Genomic DNA, 16,521 nt, shown 5'->3' with positions numbered 1-16,521 from the left:
AAGGAGTGCGTTATGTCGCAAACTGCCACACTGATTCTGACCCACGGTCAGATTCATACCCTCGATCGCGCGAATCCCCTGGCGGAAGCCGTGGCCATCGCCGACGGAAAAATTGTTGCTACCGGAAGCCACGATCGGATCATGAGCTTTGCCGCCGAGGGGACGCAAATCGTCGATCTCAAAGGGCATACGGTGATCCCGGGCCTCAACGATTCTCACCTGCACCTGATCCGCGGCGGGTTGAACTACAACCTTGAGCTCCGCTGGGAGGGCGTCCCCTCGCTGGCCGATGCCCTGCGAATGCTTAAGGATCAGGCCGATCGCACACCCTCCCCGCAGTGGGTGCGGGTGGTCGGCGGCTGGAGCGAATTCCAGTTCGCCGAGCGGCGGATGCCAACCCTGGAAGAGCTGAACGACGCGGCGCCCGATACACCGGTGTTTGTGCTGCATCTCTACGATCGCGCGCTGCTGAACCGCGCGGCGCTGAAAGCCGTGGGTTATACCAAAGAGACGCCGGATCCGGTGGGCGGAGAGATCGTCCGCGATAGCCGCGGCAACCCGACCGGGATGCTGATCGCCAAGCCGAACGCCATGATCCTCTACGCTACGCTGGCCAAAGGGCCGAAGCTGCCGCTGGATCTGCAGGTGAACTCTACCCGCCAGTTTATGCGCGAGCTGAACCGACTGGGGCTGACCAGCGCCATCGACGCCGGGGGCGGTTTCCAGAACTATCCGGAAGATTACGAAATTATCGAACAGCTGCATGCGAAAGAGCAGATGACCGTGCGCATCGCTTACAACCTGTTTACCCAGCGGCCGAAGCAGGAGCTGGAGGACTTCGAACGCTGGACCGATATGCTGAAGCCGGGGCAGGGCACCGACTTCTATCGCGCCAACGGCGCCGGCGAGATGCTGGTGTTCTCGGCGGCGGATTTTGAAGATTTCCTGCAGCCGCGGCCGGATCTGCCGCAAGGCATGGAGGATGAGCTGGAGCGGGTGGTGCGCCATCTGGTGGAGCATCGCTGGCCGTTCCGCCTGCATGCCACCTACGACGAGTCCATCAGCCGGATGCTGGACGTGTTTGAGAAGGTGAACCGCGATATCCCGTTTAATGGCCTGCACTGGTTCTTCGATCATGCCGAGACCATTACCGAGCGTAACATTGAGCGGGTGAAGGCGCTGGGCGGCGGTATTGCGGTGCAGCATCGGATGGCCTTCCAGGGCGAATATTTTGTCGATCGCTACGGCAAAGAGGCGGTGAAACATACTCCGCCGGTAGCGAAAATGCTGGAACTGGACGTGCCGGTGGGGCTGGGCACCGATGCGACCCGCGTCGCCAGCTATAACCCGTGGACTGCGCTGTACTGGCTGGTCTCCGGGCGCACCGTTGGCGGGATGGCGATGTATGACGACGACAACCGCCTGCCGCGCGATGTCGCGCTGGAGCTGTGGACGGCGGGCAGCGCCTGGTTCTCCAGCGAGCAGGGCAAGAAAGGCCGTCTGGCCGCCGGTCAGCTTGCCGATCTGGTGGTGCTGTCGAAAGACTACTTCAGTGTCGCGGAAGAGGAGATCAAAGGCATTGAGTCCGTGCTGACGGTGGTTGATGGCAAAGTGGTGTACGCCGCCGGTCACTTCTCGCCGCTGGCGCCGCCGCCCATTCCGGTGCTGCCGGAGTGGTCACCGGTGGTGAAGGTCCCGGGTCATTACCGTTCCGCTCCGCCGGCGGCGGCTAAAATCGGCGCCATGGTCCAGATGCACCAGTGCTGCGGCAGCTGCGGCGTTCACGGCCACCAACATGATATTGCGCGCAAGTCGTCGATTCCGGTCTCCGATGAGCAAGCTTTCTGGGGCGTGCTGGGCTGCTCCTGCTTTGCCTTCTGATACCTGACGCCTCCGCCCCGGCAGCTTCGGGGCGGAGGTTTCAGCTGCAGGCCCGGCGTCAATAGCGCTGCTGTGAGCCAAAAAGCGCCATGCGGCGGGCAATCATCTCGCGTACTGGCTGCAGTCCCTGGGTGATGACTTTCCGCGGATCGTTCACATCGTGCCCGGTATCGGCGGCAAAGATCGCTTTCACCTGCTGACACCAGGCGTACATGTTTTCGGTATTGACGTTAATCTTGGCGGTGCCGCAGGCAATCGCCCGGCGCATATCCTCATCGGCAATACCGGTGCCGCCATGCAGCACCAGCGGGACCTTCACGCGATCGGCAATGGCTTTCATCTCAGTAAATCCCAGCCGGGCTTTACCTTTATACAGACCATGGGTGGACCCCAGCGCGGCGGCGAGGCAATCCACCTGCGTTTCTGTCACCAGGGTGTAGCACTCTTCAGGATCGGCGTAAATGACCTCGGAGTTAACGATACCGTCTTCACTGCCGGCGATGGTCCCCAGTTCGGCTTCCACGGAGATGCCCTTGCTGTGCGCCAGCGCCACCAGGTGGCGGGTGATGGCCAGATTTTCCCTGAACGGCAGATGTGAACCATCAAACATAATGGAACTGAAGCCGGCAGCGATCGCGGCTTCGCAGGCTTCCTGGGTGGTGCCGTGATCCAGATGCAGGGCCACCGGAATATCAATATGTAAATAATCTATGGCATTAACCACAATATCATGAATACATTTTAGCCCGAGCATATGCTTAACCGTGCCGCCGGACACGCCCAAAATAACCGGTGAGCGGCACTGCTGGGCGGTGCTTAATACGGCGCCGACCCATTCCAGATTATTAATGTTGAACTGACCGACGGCGTAACCGTTCTTTAGGGCATGCTGAAGCATGTCTTTCATCGACACTAACATATTCACCTCTTGATATGTATTAAACGCAGTTATTCTTCAAAATATTGCTTTAAGTTTCTCTCGTAGCTATTTAGCGAGTGGTGGACGACCGCCAGATCCGGCATCGATTCCCGTACCCCTTTTTTCTCAATAGAAATAGCGGCGGTCAGGCTGGCAAATAAAATAATATTATCAATATGCCACGAATAATGGACGCCATAGGTAAAGGCGCCGTGAAAAACATCCCCGGCACCGGTGGTATCAACGGCATTGCACAGCCAGGAAGGGACGATCTGCAGCATACCGCTCTTTAAGAAGGCACAGCCTTTTTCACCAAGGGTGATAAACGCCTCGCCGCGGCAAATTTTATTCAGCTCAATCAGGGCTGCTTTAATTTCTGCTTCGGTGCTCAGTGAACGATAGCTCATATAATCGCGGGCGAAATGTTCGCTTACGACAAAATAGTCGGTCCAGGCCGCCAGTTTAATATTGCTGGCACGCAGTGAACCCCCGTCCATCACGACTCTGGCGGTGGGAAGTTTCTTAATTAAATATTCACTGATTTCTGCCTCGTGGCCGTCAATTAAAATGGTGACCGGCTCCTCGCTGGCAATCAATCGCTCGGCGAGGTCGTCCAGTTTGAGCTTTTGATCGTAGGTCAGGGAAGGTGGTGTTTGCATCTTGCGGGTAATAATCGTCCGCGAACCCGTTAAGCGATTGACCAGCACCGAGGCCAGCGGGGTGATCATGTCATCGGAGAAAACCACCTGGCTGGTATCCACGCCCGCCTCGGCAAACTCATCAATAATGCGCTGGCCGTAAAGGTCCTGATGCAGATGACCAATGTAATAGACCTCCTCACCCCATAATCCCAGCAGCCAGGCCGCATTGGCCGCTGGGCCGCCGCCGCTTTCTATAAAATCATGACAAAAGTTTTTGGTATTCTCCTGGGGCCATTCATTGAGAAAGAAAAACTGATCGAAACAAGCAAATCCAATGGACAAAATAGCCATAACCACTCCTGATTATTGGTCAGCGGCGGGGAGCGTGACCTCCCCGCCGGGAAAAATGACGTCGCTTATTCATTTTTCTGCTTCGCCGTGAGCTCCTCATAGCTGAGCGTATCGCCCACCACCCGTACCTGACGGAAACAGAAAGGCGCCAGCAGCGCGACGAGCAGCACCAGACAAATCAGATAGATAGTGACCTGGCCAAACTGGGTGAATGCATTGCCGATGATGATGCCCCATACCGCGAAGTCGAAATCGGCGAAGGTGCTGTTTTCAAACCCGAGGTTGCCGAGCGCCGGCAGCAGCATCGCCGGCAGGAAGGCGAGGAAGATCCCACCGATAAAGGAGGCGATGATACATCCGCGCTTACCGCCCAGCTTGTCGGCGAAGACGCCGGACGTGCCGCCGCAGAAGAAGTGCGGCACCATGCCGGGAATAATCAGCGCCATGCCCAGCCCGCCGAGCAAGAGCATCCCGACCAGCCCGCCCACGAAGGAGCTGATGAATCCCACCACCACGGCGGTGGGGCTAAAGGTGAAGAATACCGCGCAGTCAACGGCCGGGATGGAGTCCGGGATCAGCTTCTGGCTGATGCCCTGGAATGCCGGCACCAGATCGCCGAGGATCAGCCGCACACCGTTGTACACAATGGCCACGCCAACGGCGAACTGCAGGCCGGTCAGCACTGAGAAGATCAGCATGTTTTGGTCGGTGATGGTGCTCAGGTATGCCGACCCGGCGACAGCGCTGCAGACAAAGTAGATAACAAACATCACGATACCGGTGGTGACTGTGGTATCGCGCAGAAAGCCCCACTTTTCTGAAATTTCGGTATCCGCGAAGGAGTTTGCCGGATTGCCGGTCCGGCTGGCGATCCAGGCCGAGAGGTAGTAGCCGAGGGAGCCGAAATGACCCATGGCGATCCCACCGTCTTCTGTAACCTGCTTGGTGTAACGCTGACCAATGGCGGGGGAGATGGCCGACCATGATCCCAGCAGGAATCCGCCAATCAGGATCAACATCCAGCCATGGAACTCCGCCGCCTGCAGGACGGCGGAAAACAGGCAGGCGAGAAAGAACGAGTGATGGCCGGTCAGAAAGATGTATTTATACTTGGTACAGCGGGCGATAATCAGGTTGAAAATAAAACCTAACAGCAAAATACTCATGGTTTCCACGCCCAGCATCTTCTGGGCGACGGAGACAATGGCTTCATTGTTTGGAATAACACCGCGGATATTAAATCCGGCCTCGATAATACCGCCCAGCGGGTTGAGATTGGCAACGATAACGCCTGCGCCAGCGCTCAACATTAAATAGCCTAGAATCGGTTTTAATGTGCCGGTAAGGAGTTTATTGCCGGGGGAGCGCAGCGCCACTAAACCGACAAAAGCAATCAGCCCCATTAAAAAAGCAGGTTGACTGAATATTTCCGCTAAGAAACTAAGAATAGCCTGCATGGTCGTTCCCTCTATGTTGATTAAGAGTGAGTCGCCGCAATTTTGGTCAGCGCGTCGGTAATATCCTCGGCGATCTTCGCTTTATGGACGTAGCTGCGAATGATGGCGACATGACAGTGGGCCGGAAATTGATTTGCCAGTTCTTTGATCGTGACGTAAAGGTCGGCTTTTTCCCCGACGGCGTTAGCAAAATCGACCGAGGCGACGTCCGCTTTGATACCTAATTCTTCACAGATCTTTTTCACATTATTCGCAGCCATCAATGAACTGCCAATACCGTTACCACAAACCGTTCTGATAACTAACATAATGACTACTCCATTTGTTTTTGGATGAATTGTAAGACTGAATTGACGTCATTTTCCTGCTGAAGGAAGGTCACAATATCTGACTCGATCAGCGAGGCTATCAGTTGGATCATTTTGATATGACTGTCAGCGTCCGCGCCGGCGATAGCGATAATGACGGTAACCGGATCGAACTCATCATGGCCGAAAGTCACTGGCGTGGCGGTGGTGACAAGCGAAAATCCGGTCTGCAATGCCCCTTTTTCCGGTCGGGCATGCGGCATGGCAATCCCGTCATCTATAACGATGGCAGCGCCGAAATCTTCGTATACCGTCAGCATCTCGTTGACATATTCGGCACTGCAAATCTGGCGCCTGGCGAGTAATGAACCCGCCAGTTCGATGGCCTCTTCCGCACGGGAAATATTCTGCTTAAGGGCGATTAACGTCGGGTCAAAAATAATCTCCATTCTCTGCTCCTGAACGTATTCCTGTTCCTGAGTAAAATCATGACTAAATACATTGATGAAAATGATGGATGAGATCACATCCGGGGTTTTAAATATTGATGGCGATCACATCGGCAGGAAAGTACCGGCAGAAAACGATATAAATAATTTATATATTTTTCAGTAGATTATGCAGGTTGTGTATTTAAACGCTGAAATTTGACAGAGAAAAAGTGAGAGGTAGGGCGAATTTTTTCGGCAGAAGTGTATTGCTGGTCACAATTATCGGCGGGTCATTTTCTTAAATTTTGACGCCGTTAACAAAAAAGGCCCGCCTGAGCGAGCCTTTTATAAAAACGCGTGCCGATTACAGGCTGGAGACGTTTTCGGTCAGGTATTTTGCAACGCCTTCCGGAGAGGCAGCCATACCTTCTTTTCCTTTTTCCCACTGCGCCGGGCAGACTTCGCCGTGCTCTTCGTGGAACTGCAGCGCGTCGACCATGCGCAGCATTTCGTCGATGTTACGGCCCAGCGGCAGGTCGTTAACCACCTGGTGGCGTACCACGCCGTTAGCGTCGATCAGGAAGGAGCCGCGCAGCGCTACGCCTTCGTCCGGATGCTCGATACCGTAAGCTTTCTGGATTTCACGTTTGATGTCAGCAACCATCGCGTATTTAACCGGGCCGATACCGCCCTGGTCTACTGGGGTGTTACGCCATGCGTTGTGAACGAACTCGGAATCGAAGGATACGCCAACGACTTCTACGCCGCGTTTCTGGAATTCTTCGTAACGTTTGTCGAACGCGATCAGCTCAGACGGGCAAACGAAGGTGAAGTCCATCGGCCAGAAGAACAGAACGGTAGGTTTACCGTTGGTGTGCTGTTTGAAATTGAATTTCTCAACGATCTCACCATTACCCAGCACAGCGGCTGCAGTAAAATCCGGCGCTTGACGAGTGACCAGAACCATTTGATTCTCCTGTAATTACTAAGGTTATTTGGAACGCAACGCGGGCAAGTATAGAGCCTGCCCGGCAATAACACAAAGAGGCGCTAACAATCGTTCAGCCAGCTTTTACCTATCAATGACGCAACGATTACAGCTGTTTGTTTTCTGCCAGGCGCATCATCTGCGGATAAAAGCGCCAGAACTGCCCCTCCAGCTGGTCGTAGTGGGTATCCAGATCCTGCCAGGAGTCGCGTAGGGCGTCGAGACGCGGACGGCGGCTGGCCATGCCGTTAAGCACGCGCTGAATAAAATCCATCTCCTGATAGCGCTCCAGCCAGCGCTCCGACCACAGGTACTGATTCAGATTGACGAAGCGTGGCGGCGAGTCGGGCAGGATGGGGACGATCTGCTGCTCGGCGTAGCGCACGAACTCGTCCAGCGGCAGGTCAGGGGAGAGCTGCGCCCAGTGCTGCGACAGGAAATGATCCCACATGACATCGAGGGTGATGGGGGCGACGCGACGGGTCTGCGGGCGAAACCACTCCCGCGCCTCTTTGACTTCCGCCAGATTGTCAGTCATCACGTCAATCCGGCGATGCATATAGATGCCGTCGATGATCTCCGCCGGATAGTCGCCCTGCGGGTTGCCGCGCACAAAATCGGCCATCAGGTTGCCGGGCAGCGAACTGTCGGCGAGATGGGCCAGGTGCAGGTGGGCGAGAAAATTCATAAAACGACATCCTTTAAATACGAGCGGGCGGGTGGAATCACCGATGTCGCGCTGAACGGCGCTTCGGTGTCCGAATGGCATGCTGTCTGGCCGCGCGCGGCACCTTTGCCACCGGTAAGACATTCGGCTGCCGCATGGCGGCATTCGGAATGATTTGGAATATAGATTATGTCATTCATCCGGAGGGGTAAAGGTTGCAGGCGGAACGCCCCGGCACTAGACTACCCGCCTCTTTATTCAGTCTGAGTTACCGTCATGCGCGTTACCGATTTTGCTTTTGAACTACCCGAATCCCTGATTGCCCACTATCCGATGCCTGAGCGCAGCAGCTGCCGCCTGCTCTCCCTGGACGGGCCGACGGGCGCGCTGACGCATGGCACCTTCACCGATATCCTCGATAAGCTCAATCCCGGCGACCTGCTGGTGTTTAACAACACCCGGGTGATCCCGGCGCGTCTGTTCGGTCGTAAGGCCAGCGGCGGCAAGATTGAAGTGCTGGTGGAGCGGATGCTGGATGATAAGCGCATCCTGGCCCATATTCGCGCCTCAAAAGCGCCGAAGCCGGGCGCCGAGCTGCTGCTGGGCGATGACGAGAGCATTAAGGCCACTATGCTGGCGCGTCATGGCGCGCTGTTTGAAGTGGAATTTAACGACGAGCGTCCAGTGCTGGAGATCCTCAACGGGATCGGCCATATGCCGCTGCCGCCCTACATAGATCGTCCTGACGAAGACGCCGACCGCGAGCTCTATCAAACCGTTTACGGCACCAGGCCGGGCGCGGTAGCCGCCCCGACCGCCGGTTTGCATTTCGACGAACCGCTGCTGGACAAACTGCGCGCCAAAGGCGTTGAGATGGCCTTTGTCACCCTGCACGTGGGCGCGGGGACCTTCCAGCCGGTGCGCGTCGATAGTATTGAAGAGCACACCATGCACTCTGAATATGCGGAAGTGCCGCAGGAGGTGGTCGATGCGGTGCTGGCGGCGAAAGCGCGCGGCAACCGCGTGATTGCGGTTGGCACCACCTCGGTACGCTCGCTGGAGAGCGCGGCGCAGGCGGCGAAAGACGCGCTGATCGCGCCGTTCTTCGACGATACGCAGATTTTCATCTACCCGGGTTATCAGTACCAGGTGATCGATGCGCTGGTGACCAACTTCCATCTCCCTGAATCCACACTGATTATGCTGGTGTCGGCGTTTGCGGGTTATCAGCACACCATGAACGCCTATCAGGTGGCGGTTGAGCAGAAATATCGCTTTTTTAGCTACGGGGATGCGATGTTTATCACGTACAATCCGCAGGCTATTTCTGAGCGTCCCTGAAAAGGCCGGCCCGCCGGCTTTTTGGACGCCATGACGCATTTTTTAGCCACGGAATCATTCCGTGGCGAGTATGAAAACGTCGGACTGTTTTTCTGACGCAGGAGCAAGCATGAAATTTGAACTGGATACCACCGACGGTCGCGCCCGCCGCGGTCGCCTGGTGTTTGAGCGCGGCGTGGTGGAAACACCGGCCTTTATGCCCGTTGGCACCTACGGCACCGTCAAAGGGATGACGCCGGAAGAGGTGGAAGCCACCGGCGCGCAGATTATTCTCGGCAACACCTTCCACCTGTGGCTGCGCCCAGGTCAGGAGATCATGAAGCTGCACGGCGATCTGCACGATTTTATGCAGTGGAAAGGACCTATCCTTACCGATTCCGGCGGCTTCCAGGTATTCAGCCTTGGCGATATTCGTAAGATCACCGAGCAGGGCGTCCACTTCCGCAACCCGATCAACGGCGATCCGATTTTCCTCGATCCGGAAAAATCGATGGAGATTCAGTACGATCTCGGCTCCGATATCGTGATGATCTTCGACGAGTGTACACCGTACCCGGCGGACTGGGATTACGCCAAGCGCTCGATGGAGATGTCTCTGCGCTGGGCCAAGCGCAGCCGTGACCGTTTCGATGGCCTCGGCAATAAAAACGCGCTGTTTGGCATCATTCAGGGCAGCGTTTACGAAGATTTACGTGATATCTCGGTGAAAGGTCTGGTAGAGATTGGCTTTGATGGCTACGCTGTCGGCGGTTTGGCGGTCGGTGAGCCGAAGGAAGACATGCATCGCATTCTGGAGCACGTCTGCCCGCAGATCCCGGCCGATAAGCCGCGATACCTAATGGGCGTCGGGAAGCCGGAAGATCTGGTGGAAGGGGTACGTCGCGGTATCGATATGTTCGACTGCGTCATGCCGACGCGCAACGCGCGTAACGGCCACCTGTTCGTCACCGACGGCGTGGTGAAAATCCGCAACGCGAAGCACAAAAGCGATACCGCACCGCTGGACGCCGAGTGTGATTGCTATACATGTCGCAATTATTCACGCGCTTACTTGCATCACCTCGACCGTTGCAACGAAATATTGGGCGCGCGTCTCAATACCATTCATAACCTGCGCTACTATCAGCGTTTAATGGCTGGTTTACGCAAGGCTATCGAAGAGGGTAAATTAGAGAGCTTCGTGACCGATTTTTACCAACGTCAGGGGCGCACCGTGCCTCCTTTGAACGTTGATTAATTTTAATAATGAGGGAATTTCAATGAGCTTTTTTATTTCTGATGCGGTAGCGGCAACGGGTGCACCGGCGCAGGGCAGCCCGATGTCTCTGATTCTGATGCTGGTGGTGTTCGGTCTGATTTTTTACTTCATGATCCTGCGTCCACAGCAGAAGCGTACTAAAGAGCACAAGAACCTGATGAACTCCATCGCCAAAGGGGATGAAGTGCTGACCAACGGCGGTCTGGTCGGTCGCGTGACCAAAGTAGCGGAAACTGGCTACATTGCTATCGCGCTGAACGATACCACTGAAGTGGTTATCAAACGTGACTTCGTTGCTGCCGTTCTGCCGAAAGGCACCATGAAGGCGCTGTAATCTAACTTTTCCCAAAGGGAACTGCCGTGTTAAACCGTTATCCTTTGTGGAAGTACGTCATGCTGGTCGTCGTCATTGTCGTCGGCCTGATCTATGCGCTTCCCAACCTGTATGGTGAGGATCCGGCTGTTCAAATCACTGGTGCGCGCGGCGTCGCCGCCAGTGAGCAAACGCTGATCCAGGTCCAGAAAACTTTACAAGAAGAAAAAATAACCGCGAAGTCTGTGGCACTGGAAGAGGGCGCTATTCTTGCGCGCTTCGACACCACTGATACCCAGCTGCGTGCGCGTGAAGCGCTGCTTACCGTGCTGGGTGACAAATACGTCGTGGCGCTAAACCTTGCTCCGGCAACCCCACGCTGGCTGGCGGCGATGTATGCCGAGCCAATGAAGCTGGGTCTTGATCTGCGCGGCGGCGTGCACTTCCTGATGGAAGTCGACATGGACACCGCGTTAGGCAAACTGCAGGAACAGAACATCGACAGCCTGCGCAGCGAACTGCGTGACAAAGGCATTCCTTACGCGACCGTGCGCAAGGAAGACAACTACGGTCTGAGCATCGTCTTCCGCGACAGCGCGGCGCGCGACCAGGCTATCTCTTATCTCAGCCCTCGCCATCGCGATCTGGTGATTTCCTCTCAGGGTGACAACAGCCTGAAAGCGGTGATGACCGATGAGCGCCTGAAAGAAGCCCGTGAGTACGCGGTTCAGCAGAACATTAACATTCTGCGTAACCGTGTGAACCAACTGGGCGTCGCCGAACCGCTGGTTCAGCGTCAGGGTGCTGACCGCATCGTGGTTGAGCTGCCGGGTATCCAGGATACCGCGCGGGCGAAAGAGATCCTTGGCGCAACCGCGACCCTCGAGTTCCGTCTGGTCAATACCAACGTGGACCAGTCCGCCGCCGCCTCTGGCCGCGTGCCGGGCGACTCGGAAGTGAAAGAGACGCGTGAAGGTCAGCCGGTGGTGCTGTACAAGCGGGTGATCCTGACCGGTGACCATATCACCGACTCCACCTCCAGCATGGATGAGTACAACCAGCCGCAGGTCAACATCTCGCTGGACAGCGCGGGTGGTAATATCATGTCTAACTTCACCAAGGACAATATCGGCAAGCCGATGGCGACCCTGTTCGTGGAGTATAAAGACAGCGGTAAGAAAGATGCTAACGGCCGCGCTATCCTGGCGAAAGAGGAAGAGGTGATTAACATCGCCAACATCCAGTCGCGTCTGGGTAACAGCTTCCGTATCACCGGTATCAGCAACCCGAACGAAGCACGTCAACTGTCGCTGCTGCTGCGTGCCGGTGCGCTGATTGCGCCGATTCAGATCGTCGAAGAGCGGACTATCGGCCCAACCCTCGGTATGCAGAACATCAAGCAGGGCCTGGAAGCGTGTCTGGCCGGTCTGGTGGTCTCTATCCTGTTCATGATCTTCTTCTACAAGAAGTTCGGTCTGATTGCGACCTCGGCGCTGATTGCCAACCTGGTGCTGATTGTCGGCATTATGTCCCTGATCCCGGGGGCGACGCTGACCATGCCGGGCATCGCGGGTATCGTATTAACCCTTGCGGTGGCGGTCGATGCTAACGTTCTTATCAACGAACGTATCAAAGAAGAGCTGAGCAACGGGCGTTCCGTTCAGCAGGCGATTGACGAAGGTTATCGCGGCGCGTTCAGCTCGATCTTCGATGCCAACGTGACGACGCTAATCAAAGTGATCATCCTGTACGCCGTCGGTACCGGTGCCATTAAAGGGTTTGCGATTACCACCGGTATCGGTATCGCGACCTCAATGTTTACCGCTATCGTCGGCACCCGTGCCATCGTGAACCTGCTGTACGGCGGCAAGCGCGTTAAAAAGCTGTCTATCTGAGGAGTGCGTTGTGGCACAGGAATATACTGTTGAACAATTGAACCACGGCCGTAAAGTCTGGGACTTTATGCGCTGGGACTACTGGGCCTTCGGCATTTCAGGTTTTCTGCTGATTGTGTCGATTGCCATCATTGGCGTCCGCGGCTTTAACTGGGGGCTCGATTTCACCGGTGGTACGGTGATCGAAATTACCCTTGAGAAGCCGGTCGATCTGGACCAGATGCGCGATTCCCTGCAGAAAGCGGGCTTTGAAGAGCCGCAGGTGCAGAACTTTGGCAGCAGCCGCGACATCATGGTACGTATGCCGCCGGTGCATGACGCCAACGGCAGCCAGGAGCTGGGCAGCAAGGTCGTGACGGTGATTAACGAATCGACCAGTCAGAATGCGGCGGTGAAGCGAATTGAGTTTGTCGGCCCGAGCGTCGGCGCGGACCTCGCGCAAACCGGCGCCCTGGCGCTGATTGCGGCGCTGGTCTGTATCCTGATCTACGTCGGCTTCCGCTTCGAATGGCGTCTGGCCGCCGGGGTGGTTATCGCCCTGGCGCACGATGTGGTGATCACCATGGGCGTACTGTCGCTGTTCCATATCGAAATCGACCTGACCATCGTGGCCTCGTTGATGTCGGTTATCGGCTACTCGCTGAACGACAGTATCGTGGTATCGGACCGTATCCGTGAAAACTTCCGTAAGATCCGCCGCGGTACGCCGTACGAGATCTTTAACGTGTCGTTGACCCAGACGCTGCACCGTACCTTGATCACCTCCGGGACTACCTTGATGGTGATCCTGATGCTGTTCCTGTTCGGCGGCCCGATTCTGGAAGGCTTCTCGCTGACCATGCTGATCGGTGTCTCCATCGGTACGGCTTCTTCTATCTACGTCGCCTCTGCGCTGGCGTTGAAACTGGGTATGAAGCGTGAGCATCTGATCCAGCAGAAGGTCGAGAAAGAAGGGGCGGATCAGCCGTCTATTCTGCCGTAATACGGTTCAGTTGAGATAAAGCAATCCCGGCCCAGGTGGCCGGGATTTTTTTTGTCCGCGATAAAACCTGCTGACAGTATGCTGTCAGGAGCCCTCCCATACACTACTTCTGAACTCACTAACGAGCAGGAGGAAGTATGAATAACGTGATTAACTGGTTTGAAATTCCGGTCGCCGATATGGATCGCGCCGTCGCGTTTTATGAGCCGGTGATGCAGGTGACGCTGCGTCGCGAAACCATGGACTGCGCCGAACTGGCGGTGTTCCCGCATCAGGATCCGGCCCCTGGCGGCGCGCTGGCCAAATTTGAGGGTATCGCGCCTTCAGCGCAGGGCGCTATTATTTACCTGCATACTGACCATCTTGCCGCCACGCTGGACCGCGTTGCCTCGGCGGGTGGGGCGTGTGTTTTCGGGCCGCTGACGCTGCCGAATGATATTGGCACCATCGCGCTGTTTACTGACAGCGAGGGCAACCGCGTCGGCCTGCACCAGCCGGCTTAACCTAAACGTTTTGTGAAGTGAGACATGACCCGACGCGCCGACCGTTTATTTCAGATTGTGCAGATCCTGCGCGGCAGGCGGCTCACTACCGCCGCGCTGCTGGCGGAGCGGCTGGGCGTGTCGGAGCGCACCGTGTATCGCGATATTCGCGATCTCTCCCTCTCCGGCGTGCCGGTGGAGGGCGAGGCGGGGAGTGGTTATCGCCTGCTGGCGGGTTACGATCTGCCGCCGCTGATGCTGACCACCAAAGAATCCGAAGCGCTGATCGCCGCGATTCGGCTGCTGAAAACCTGGGGTGGTGAGGCGCTGTCGCAATCACTGGAATCCGCCCAGGAGAAGATGCTGGCGATCCTGCCGGAAGCGCGCCGGCGCCAGGCGGAGCAGACCCGCCTGTTTGCCCCCGATCTCGGCGCCCATCGTTATGCCAAAACCTATTTTGACGTCATTCATCAGGCGGTCTCCGGCCAGCAGGTGCTACAGCTGCGCTATCAGGATGAGTCTGGCCGGGTGACCGAGCGCGACGTGCTGCCGCTGGGGCTGTTTTTCTGGGGGGAGCGCTGGCTGCTGGTGGCCTGGTGCGAGCTGCGTAATGATTATCGTAACTTTCGCCTCGACCGTTGTCTGGCGGTCAGGGCGACCGAGCGTCGATTTAGCGAGTGTGCCGATCGCTCATTAAGCGATTTTCTGCGCAAGGTGCGGTGCGACGTGTGGGAGAAATAAAAACGCCCGGGTGGCCCGGGCGCTGTGTTGCCGAATCAGCAATTAGAAGTTGTAACCGACCACGAAGTAACCACCCCAGCCGGTCGAGCGGACGCTGAAATCGCCATCGCCGAAGTTCAGCTTGGCATCGTCAGCCCACTGGCCGCCGTTATGGAAGTAACGGGCCACCACCGAGTAGTGCCAGTGCGCGTAGTTCAGCGCCAGGATGTGGCTGGAGGCGATGGAGTTGCTGGTGCGCGCGTGCTTCCCGTTCAGATCGTAGAAGTTGTCATCGCCGAGGTCAGAACCCCAGTCGAAGTTGGTGAAGCCGATGTAGCTCAGCGAGCCGCCCCACAGATCGGTCAGCGGCACGAAGTATTTCACTTTGAAGCGGTAGCCGTCCCACTCATTTTCGTTGGACGCGCCGTAGTTCTGCCACTGGTATTTGGCGTAGACGTTCAGTGACAGGCTCATCGGCAGGCCGGTATCAATATCGGTACCCAGACCCATATACCAGGTGCTCTGCTCCTGAGAATCGTTGCGGCCCATATCGTAGATATAGTTGTTCGCGAAGTACCACTCTTTGAACGGCCCGAAGCTCAGATCGGTGTTGGTCAGCTTATCGATAGAGAAACGCGGTTCGATCTCCATAAACAGCGGCGAGCCGTTGTTCCAGATACCTTTTGCCGTGCTGTTGCCGCCGAAGAATACCGGAGCATCGATATAACCGTAGAAATCAAACCAGTCTTTTTTGGCGAACGCTTCATATTCCAGGTAGGTATCGTTACGGATCTGCGGTCCAAAACGGGTGTGATAGCTGCCCACCACGTTAACACTCTGGTGCCACCAGTCAGACAGGTACTGTGGTTTATCGTTTTCTGCCGCGCCCGCAGCAAAAGAAGTGGAGAGCGCCACAACCGCACCCGCTGCCAGTAATATTTTTTTCATAGTAATGCCACTGTTTAATTTGAGCCTGAAGGCGTTAAAAGAAGTGCCGAAGCGTTTCTAAATATTTCGTCTTTCTGTGGGGGTCTATTATAGGAATCATTGCTCACAAAAATACGTGTTGTTTCACATAACCAGAACATGCGTAATCGATTGCGTTCACGATTCTATGCATTTCTTGACAAAATGCTACTGAAAATCGCGGGGCAGAACGATTTCTAATGAACTCTTGTGAAAAGTTGTAAGTGGATAAAAACGACGGGGGCAGGACGTCGCCGGGCAGGGGCTGGCCCGGCGTGAAGGCTTACTGTGCGGCTGCTGGCTGGATATCGTGGACGCGAATAAAACCAACTTTGTCCGGCGTCACGTTCAGGCGCAGCGGGATATCCACATCGCTGGGGGCGAGGATGCTGGCCGGGGCGCTAATCAGCTGATCCTGAACATTGATTTCCTGATAGCTGTGGGTGGTGCCGGTGATCTGCCCGGAGGCGACGGTGGCGGTAAAGGCCGGCAGCGGATCGTTGGATTCACCCTGAATGCGTAAAGTCAGGCGTGACCCGTCGCCATCCGGCGTAATGCTACCCACCGACATGCGCAGGGTGCCGATCTGGCTCTCCAGCCGCGCCGGGGTTTTGGCATCCGGCAGCAGATAGACGCCGCGGGTGGATTTCGCGTTCAGCGCATTTTGCTGGGTGATTTTAATCGTTTGCTGATTAAGCTGGGTCATCTCCTGGCTCAGCGTACTCACGCTCTGGTGCATCTGGCGGACTTCGCTTTGCTGGGCGCAGGCGCTCAGGGTGAACAGGCTGCCAACGATGGCGAGTTTCAGGTAACGTCTTGTCATGGTCAGGATTCCGTTTGCAGAGGATGCTTAATGGTAGCCAAACCGCCTGCCTCTCCCATAGATCCTTTGTCTCAAAAGCTCTTTCTTTGTAGTCAGGT

19 protein-coding genes are annotated in these 16,521 nt (G+C 56.2%); 10 read left to right on the top strand and 9 right to left on the bottom strand.

The features are described 5' to 3' along the window. Positions 1–12 precede the first annotated feature (12 nt). Positions 13–1,881: an amidohydrolase gene (locus tag CWM58_RS16350; protein ID WP_100681344.1), complete on the top strand. Its 1,869-nt coding sequence runs from the start codon at positions 13–15 to the stop codon at positions 1,879–1,881. Between the two features lie 58 nt (positions 1,882–1,939). On the opposite strand, the gene fba is transcribed toward CWM58_RS16350, so the two are convergent. The 5 genes from fba to CWM58_RS16325 all read right to left on the bottom strand — a co-directional run bounded on the left by fba (position 1,940) and on the right by CWM58_RS16325 (position 6,006). Continuing rightward, on the bottom strand, positions 1,940–2,794 hold the full coding sequence (fba, locus tag CWM58_RS16345; RefSeq protein WP_165785814.1) for a class II fructose-1,6-bisphosphate aldolase: 855 nt from the start codon (positions 2,792–2,794) through the stop codon (positions 1,940–1,942). Between the two features lie 35 nt (positions 2,795–2,829). Then, positions 2,830–3,792, bottom strand: coding sequence for a carbohydrate kinase family protein (locus tag CWM58_RS16340; protein ID WP_061155587.1), 963 nt, complete (start codon positions 3,790–3,792; stop codon positions 2,830–2,832). A 65-nt stretch (positions 3,793–3,857) separates the two neighbouring features. After that, positions 3,858–5,249, bottom strand: coding sequence for a PTS ascorbate transporter subunit IIC (locus tag CWM58_RS16335; protein ID WP_061155586.1), 1,392 nt, complete (start codon positions 5,247–5,249; stop codon positions 3,858–3,860). 20 nt (positions 5,250–5,269) lie between these two features. After that, entirely contained in the window at positions 5,270–5,557 is a 288-nt protein-coding gene (locus tag CWM58_RS16330; protein WP_061155585.1) for a PTS sugar transporter subunit IIB, read from the bottom strand. Positions 5,558–5,562: 5 nt separating this feature from the next. Further along, positions 5,563–6,006, bottom strand: coding sequence for a PTS sugar transporter subunit IIA (locus CWM58_RS16325; RefSeq protein ID WP_061155584.1), 444 nt, complete (start codon positions 6,004–6,006; stop codon positions 5,563–5,565). Positions 6,007–6,061: 55 nt separating this feature from the next. On the opposite strand from CWM58_RS16325, the gene CWM58_RS29310 reads away from it, so the two are divergent. Beyond that, positions 6,062–6,172, top strand: coding sequence for a hypothetical protein (locus tag CWM58_RS29310; RefSeq protein WP_227509568.1), 111 nt, complete (start codon positions 6,062–6,064; stop codon positions 6,170–6,172). A 180-nt stretch (positions 6,173–6,352) separates the two neighbouring features. On the opposite strand, the gene CWM58_RS16320 is transcribed toward CWM58_RS29310, so the two are convergent. Both CWM58_RS16320 and acpH read right to left on the bottom strand, forming a co-directional pair. Then, positions 6,353–6,955, bottom strand: coding sequence for a peroxiredoxin (locus tag CWM58_RS16320; protein WP_004178733.1), 603 nt, complete (start codon positions 6,953–6,955; stop codon positions 6,353–6,355). 127 nt (positions 6,956–7,082) lie between these two features. Further along, positions 7,083–7,664 (bottom strand): ACP phosphodiesterase, encoded by a 582-nt coding sequence (gene acpH, locus CWM58_RS16315; RefSeq protein ID WP_008805369.1) that lies wholly within the window; start codon positions 7,662–7,664, stop codon positions 7,083–7,085. 74 nt (positions 7,665–7,738) lie between these two features. Between acpH and CWM58_RS28685 the strand changes: the two genes are divergently transcribed. The 8 genes from CWM58_RS28685 to CWM58_RS16280 all read left to right on the top strand — a co-directional run bounded on the left by CWM58_RS28685 (position 7,739) and on the right by CWM58_RS16280 (position 14,655). After that, on the top strand, positions 7,739–7,855 hold the full coding sequence (locus CWM58_RS28685) for a hypothetical protein (RefSeq protein WP_032423947.1): 117 nt from the start codon (positions 7,739–7,741) through the stop codon (positions 7,853–7,855). A 64-nt stretch (positions 7,856–7,919) separates the two neighbouring features. After that, a complete protein-coding gene (gene queA, locus CWM58_RS16310; RefSeq protein WP_074386753.1) occupies positions 7,920–8,984 on the top strand; it encodes a tRNA preQ1(34) S-adenosylmethionine ribosyltransferase-isomerase QueA in 1,065 nt (354 codons plus the stop codon). 109 nt (positions 8,985–9,093) lie between these two features. Further along, on the top strand, positions 9,094–10,221 hold the full coding sequence (gene tgt, locus CWM58_RS16305) for a tRNA guanosine(34) transglycosylase Tgt (RefSeq protein WP_032732595.1): 1,128 nt from the start codon (positions 9,094–9,096) through the stop codon (positions 10,219–10,221). A gap of 22 nt (positions 10,222–10,243) precedes the next feature. After that, positions 10,244–10,576, top strand: a complete 333-nt coding sequence (gene yajC, locus CWM58_RS16300) for a preprotein translocase subunit YajC (RefSeq protein ID WP_002890398.1) — start codon at positions 10,244–10,246, stop codon at positions 10,574–10,576. 26 nt (positions 10,577–10,602) lie between these two features. Next, positions 10,603–12,450, top strand: a complete 1,848-nt coding sequence (gene secD / locus CWM58_RS16295) for a protein translocase subunit SecD (protein WP_074386752.1) — start codon at positions 10,603–10,605, stop codon at positions 12,448–12,450. 10 nt (positions 12,451–12,460) lie between these two features. After that, a complete protein-coding gene (secF, locus tag CWM58_RS16290) occupies positions 12,461–13,432 on the top strand; it encodes a protein translocase subunit SecF (protein WP_002890403.1) in 972 nt (323 codons plus the stop codon). A 137-nt stretch (positions 13,433–13,569) separates the two neighbouring features. Beyond that, complete coding sequence (locus CWM58_RS16285; RefSeq protein WP_016160371.1) at positions 13,570–13,935, top strand: VOC family protein; 366 nt, start codon at positions 13,570–13,572, stop codon at positions 13,933–13,935. 24 nt (positions 13,936–13,959) lie between these two features. Then, positions 13,960–14,655, top strand: coding sequence for a helix-turn-helix transcriptional regulator (locus CWM58_RS16280; protein WP_008805373.1), 696 nt, complete (start codon positions 13,960–13,962; stop codon positions 14,653–14,655). A 42-nt stretch (positions 14,656–14,697) separates the two neighbouring features. On the opposite strand, the gene CWM58_RS16275 is transcribed toward CWM58_RS16280, so the two are convergent. Continuing rightward, on the bottom strand, positions 14,698–15,582 hold the full coding sequence (locus CWM58_RS16275) for a nucleoside-specific channel-forming protein Tsx (RefSeq protein WP_061155579.1): 885 nt from the start codon (positions 15,580–15,582) through the stop codon (positions 14,698–14,700). Positions 15,583–15,883: 301 nt separating this feature from the next. After that, positions 15,884–16,423: a DUF3251 domain-containing protein gene (locus CWM58_RS16270; protein WP_061155578.1), complete on the bottom strand. Its 540-nt coding sequence runs from the start codon at positions 16,421–16,423 to the stop codon at positions 15,884–15,886. Between the last annotated feature and the right edge of the window lie 98 nt (positions 16,424–16,521).

The organism is Klebsiella sp. H-Nf2 (assembly GCF_002806645.1).
GTDB classification, from domain to species: domain Bacteria; phylum Pseudomonadota; class Gammaproteobacteria; order Enterobacterales; family Enterobacteriaceae; genus Klebsiella; species Klebsiella variicola.
This window is presented reverse-complemented; position numbering and strand designations above follow the sequence as displayed.

What these genes read in the sequence shown, in the direction of transcription:
- CWM58_RS16350 (WP_100681344.1), top strand. Translation starts at nt 13, where the DNA reads ATGTCGCAAACTGCCACACTGATTCTGACCCACGGTCAGATTCATACC.
- CWM58_RS16340 (WP_061155587.1), bottom strand. Translation starts at nt 3,792, where the DNA reads ATGGCTATTTTGTCCATTGGATTTGCTTGTTTCGATCAGTTTTTCTTT.
- CWM58_RS16335 (WP_061155586.1), bottom strand. Translation starts at nt 5,249, where the DNA reads ATGCAGGCTATTCTTAGTTTCTTAGCGGAAATATTCAGTCAACCTGCT.
- CWM58_RS16330 (WP_061155585.1), bottom strand. Translation starts at nt 5,557, where the DNA reads ATGTTAGTTATCAGAACGGTTTGTGGTAACGGTATTGGCAGTTCATTG.
- CWM58_RS16325 (WP_061155584.1), bottom strand. Translation starts at nt 6,006, where the DNA reads ATGGAGATTATTTTTGACCCGACGTTAATCGCCCTTAAGCAGAATATT.
- CWM58_RS29310 (WP_227509568.1), top strand. Translation starts at nt 6,062, where the DNA reads ATGAAAATGATGGATGAGATCACATCCGGGGTTTTAAATATTGATGGC.
- CWM58_RS16320 (WP_004178733.1), bottom strand. Translation starts at nt 6,955, where the DNA reads ATGGTTCTGGTCACTCGTCAAGCGCCGGATTTTACTGCAGCCGCTGTG.
- acpH (WP_008805369.1), bottom strand. Translation starts at nt 7,664, where the DNA reads ATGAATTTTCTCGCCCACCTGCACCTGGCCCATCTCGCCGACAGTTCG.
- CWM58_RS28685 (WP_032423947.1), top strand. Translation starts at nt 7,739, where the DNA reads ATGGCATGCTGTCTGGCCGCGCGCGGCACCTTTGCCACCGGTAAGACA.
- queA (WP_074386753.1), top strand. Translation starts at nt 7,920, where the DNA reads ATGCGCGTTACCGATTTTGCTTTTGAACTACCCGAATCCCTGATTGCC.
- tgt (WP_032732595.1), top strand. Translation starts at nt 9,094, where the DNA reads ATGAAATTTGAACTGGATACCACCGACGGTCGCGCCCGCCGCGGTCGC.
- yajC (WP_002890398.1), top strand. Translation starts at nt 10,244, where the DNA reads ATGAGCTTTTTTATTTCTGATGCGGTAGCGGCAACGGGTGCACCGGCG.
- CWM58_RS16285 (WP_016160371.1), top strand. Translation starts at nt 13,570, where the DNA reads ATGAATAACGTGATTAACTGGTTTGAAATTCCGGTCGCCGATATGGAT.
- CWM58_RS16280 (WP_008805373.1), top strand. Translation starts at nt 13,960, where the DNA reads ATGACCCGACGCGCCGACCGTTTATTTCAGATTGTGCAGATCCTGCGC.
- CWM58_RS16275 (WP_061155579.1), bottom strand. Translation starts at nt 15,582, where the DNA reads ATGAAAAAAATATTACTGGCAGCGGGTGCGGTTGTGGCGCTCTCCACT.
- CWM58_RS16270 (WP_061155578.1), bottom strand. Translation starts at nt 16,423, where the DNA reads ATGACAAGACGTTACCTGAAACTCGCCATCGTTGGCAGCCTGTTCACC.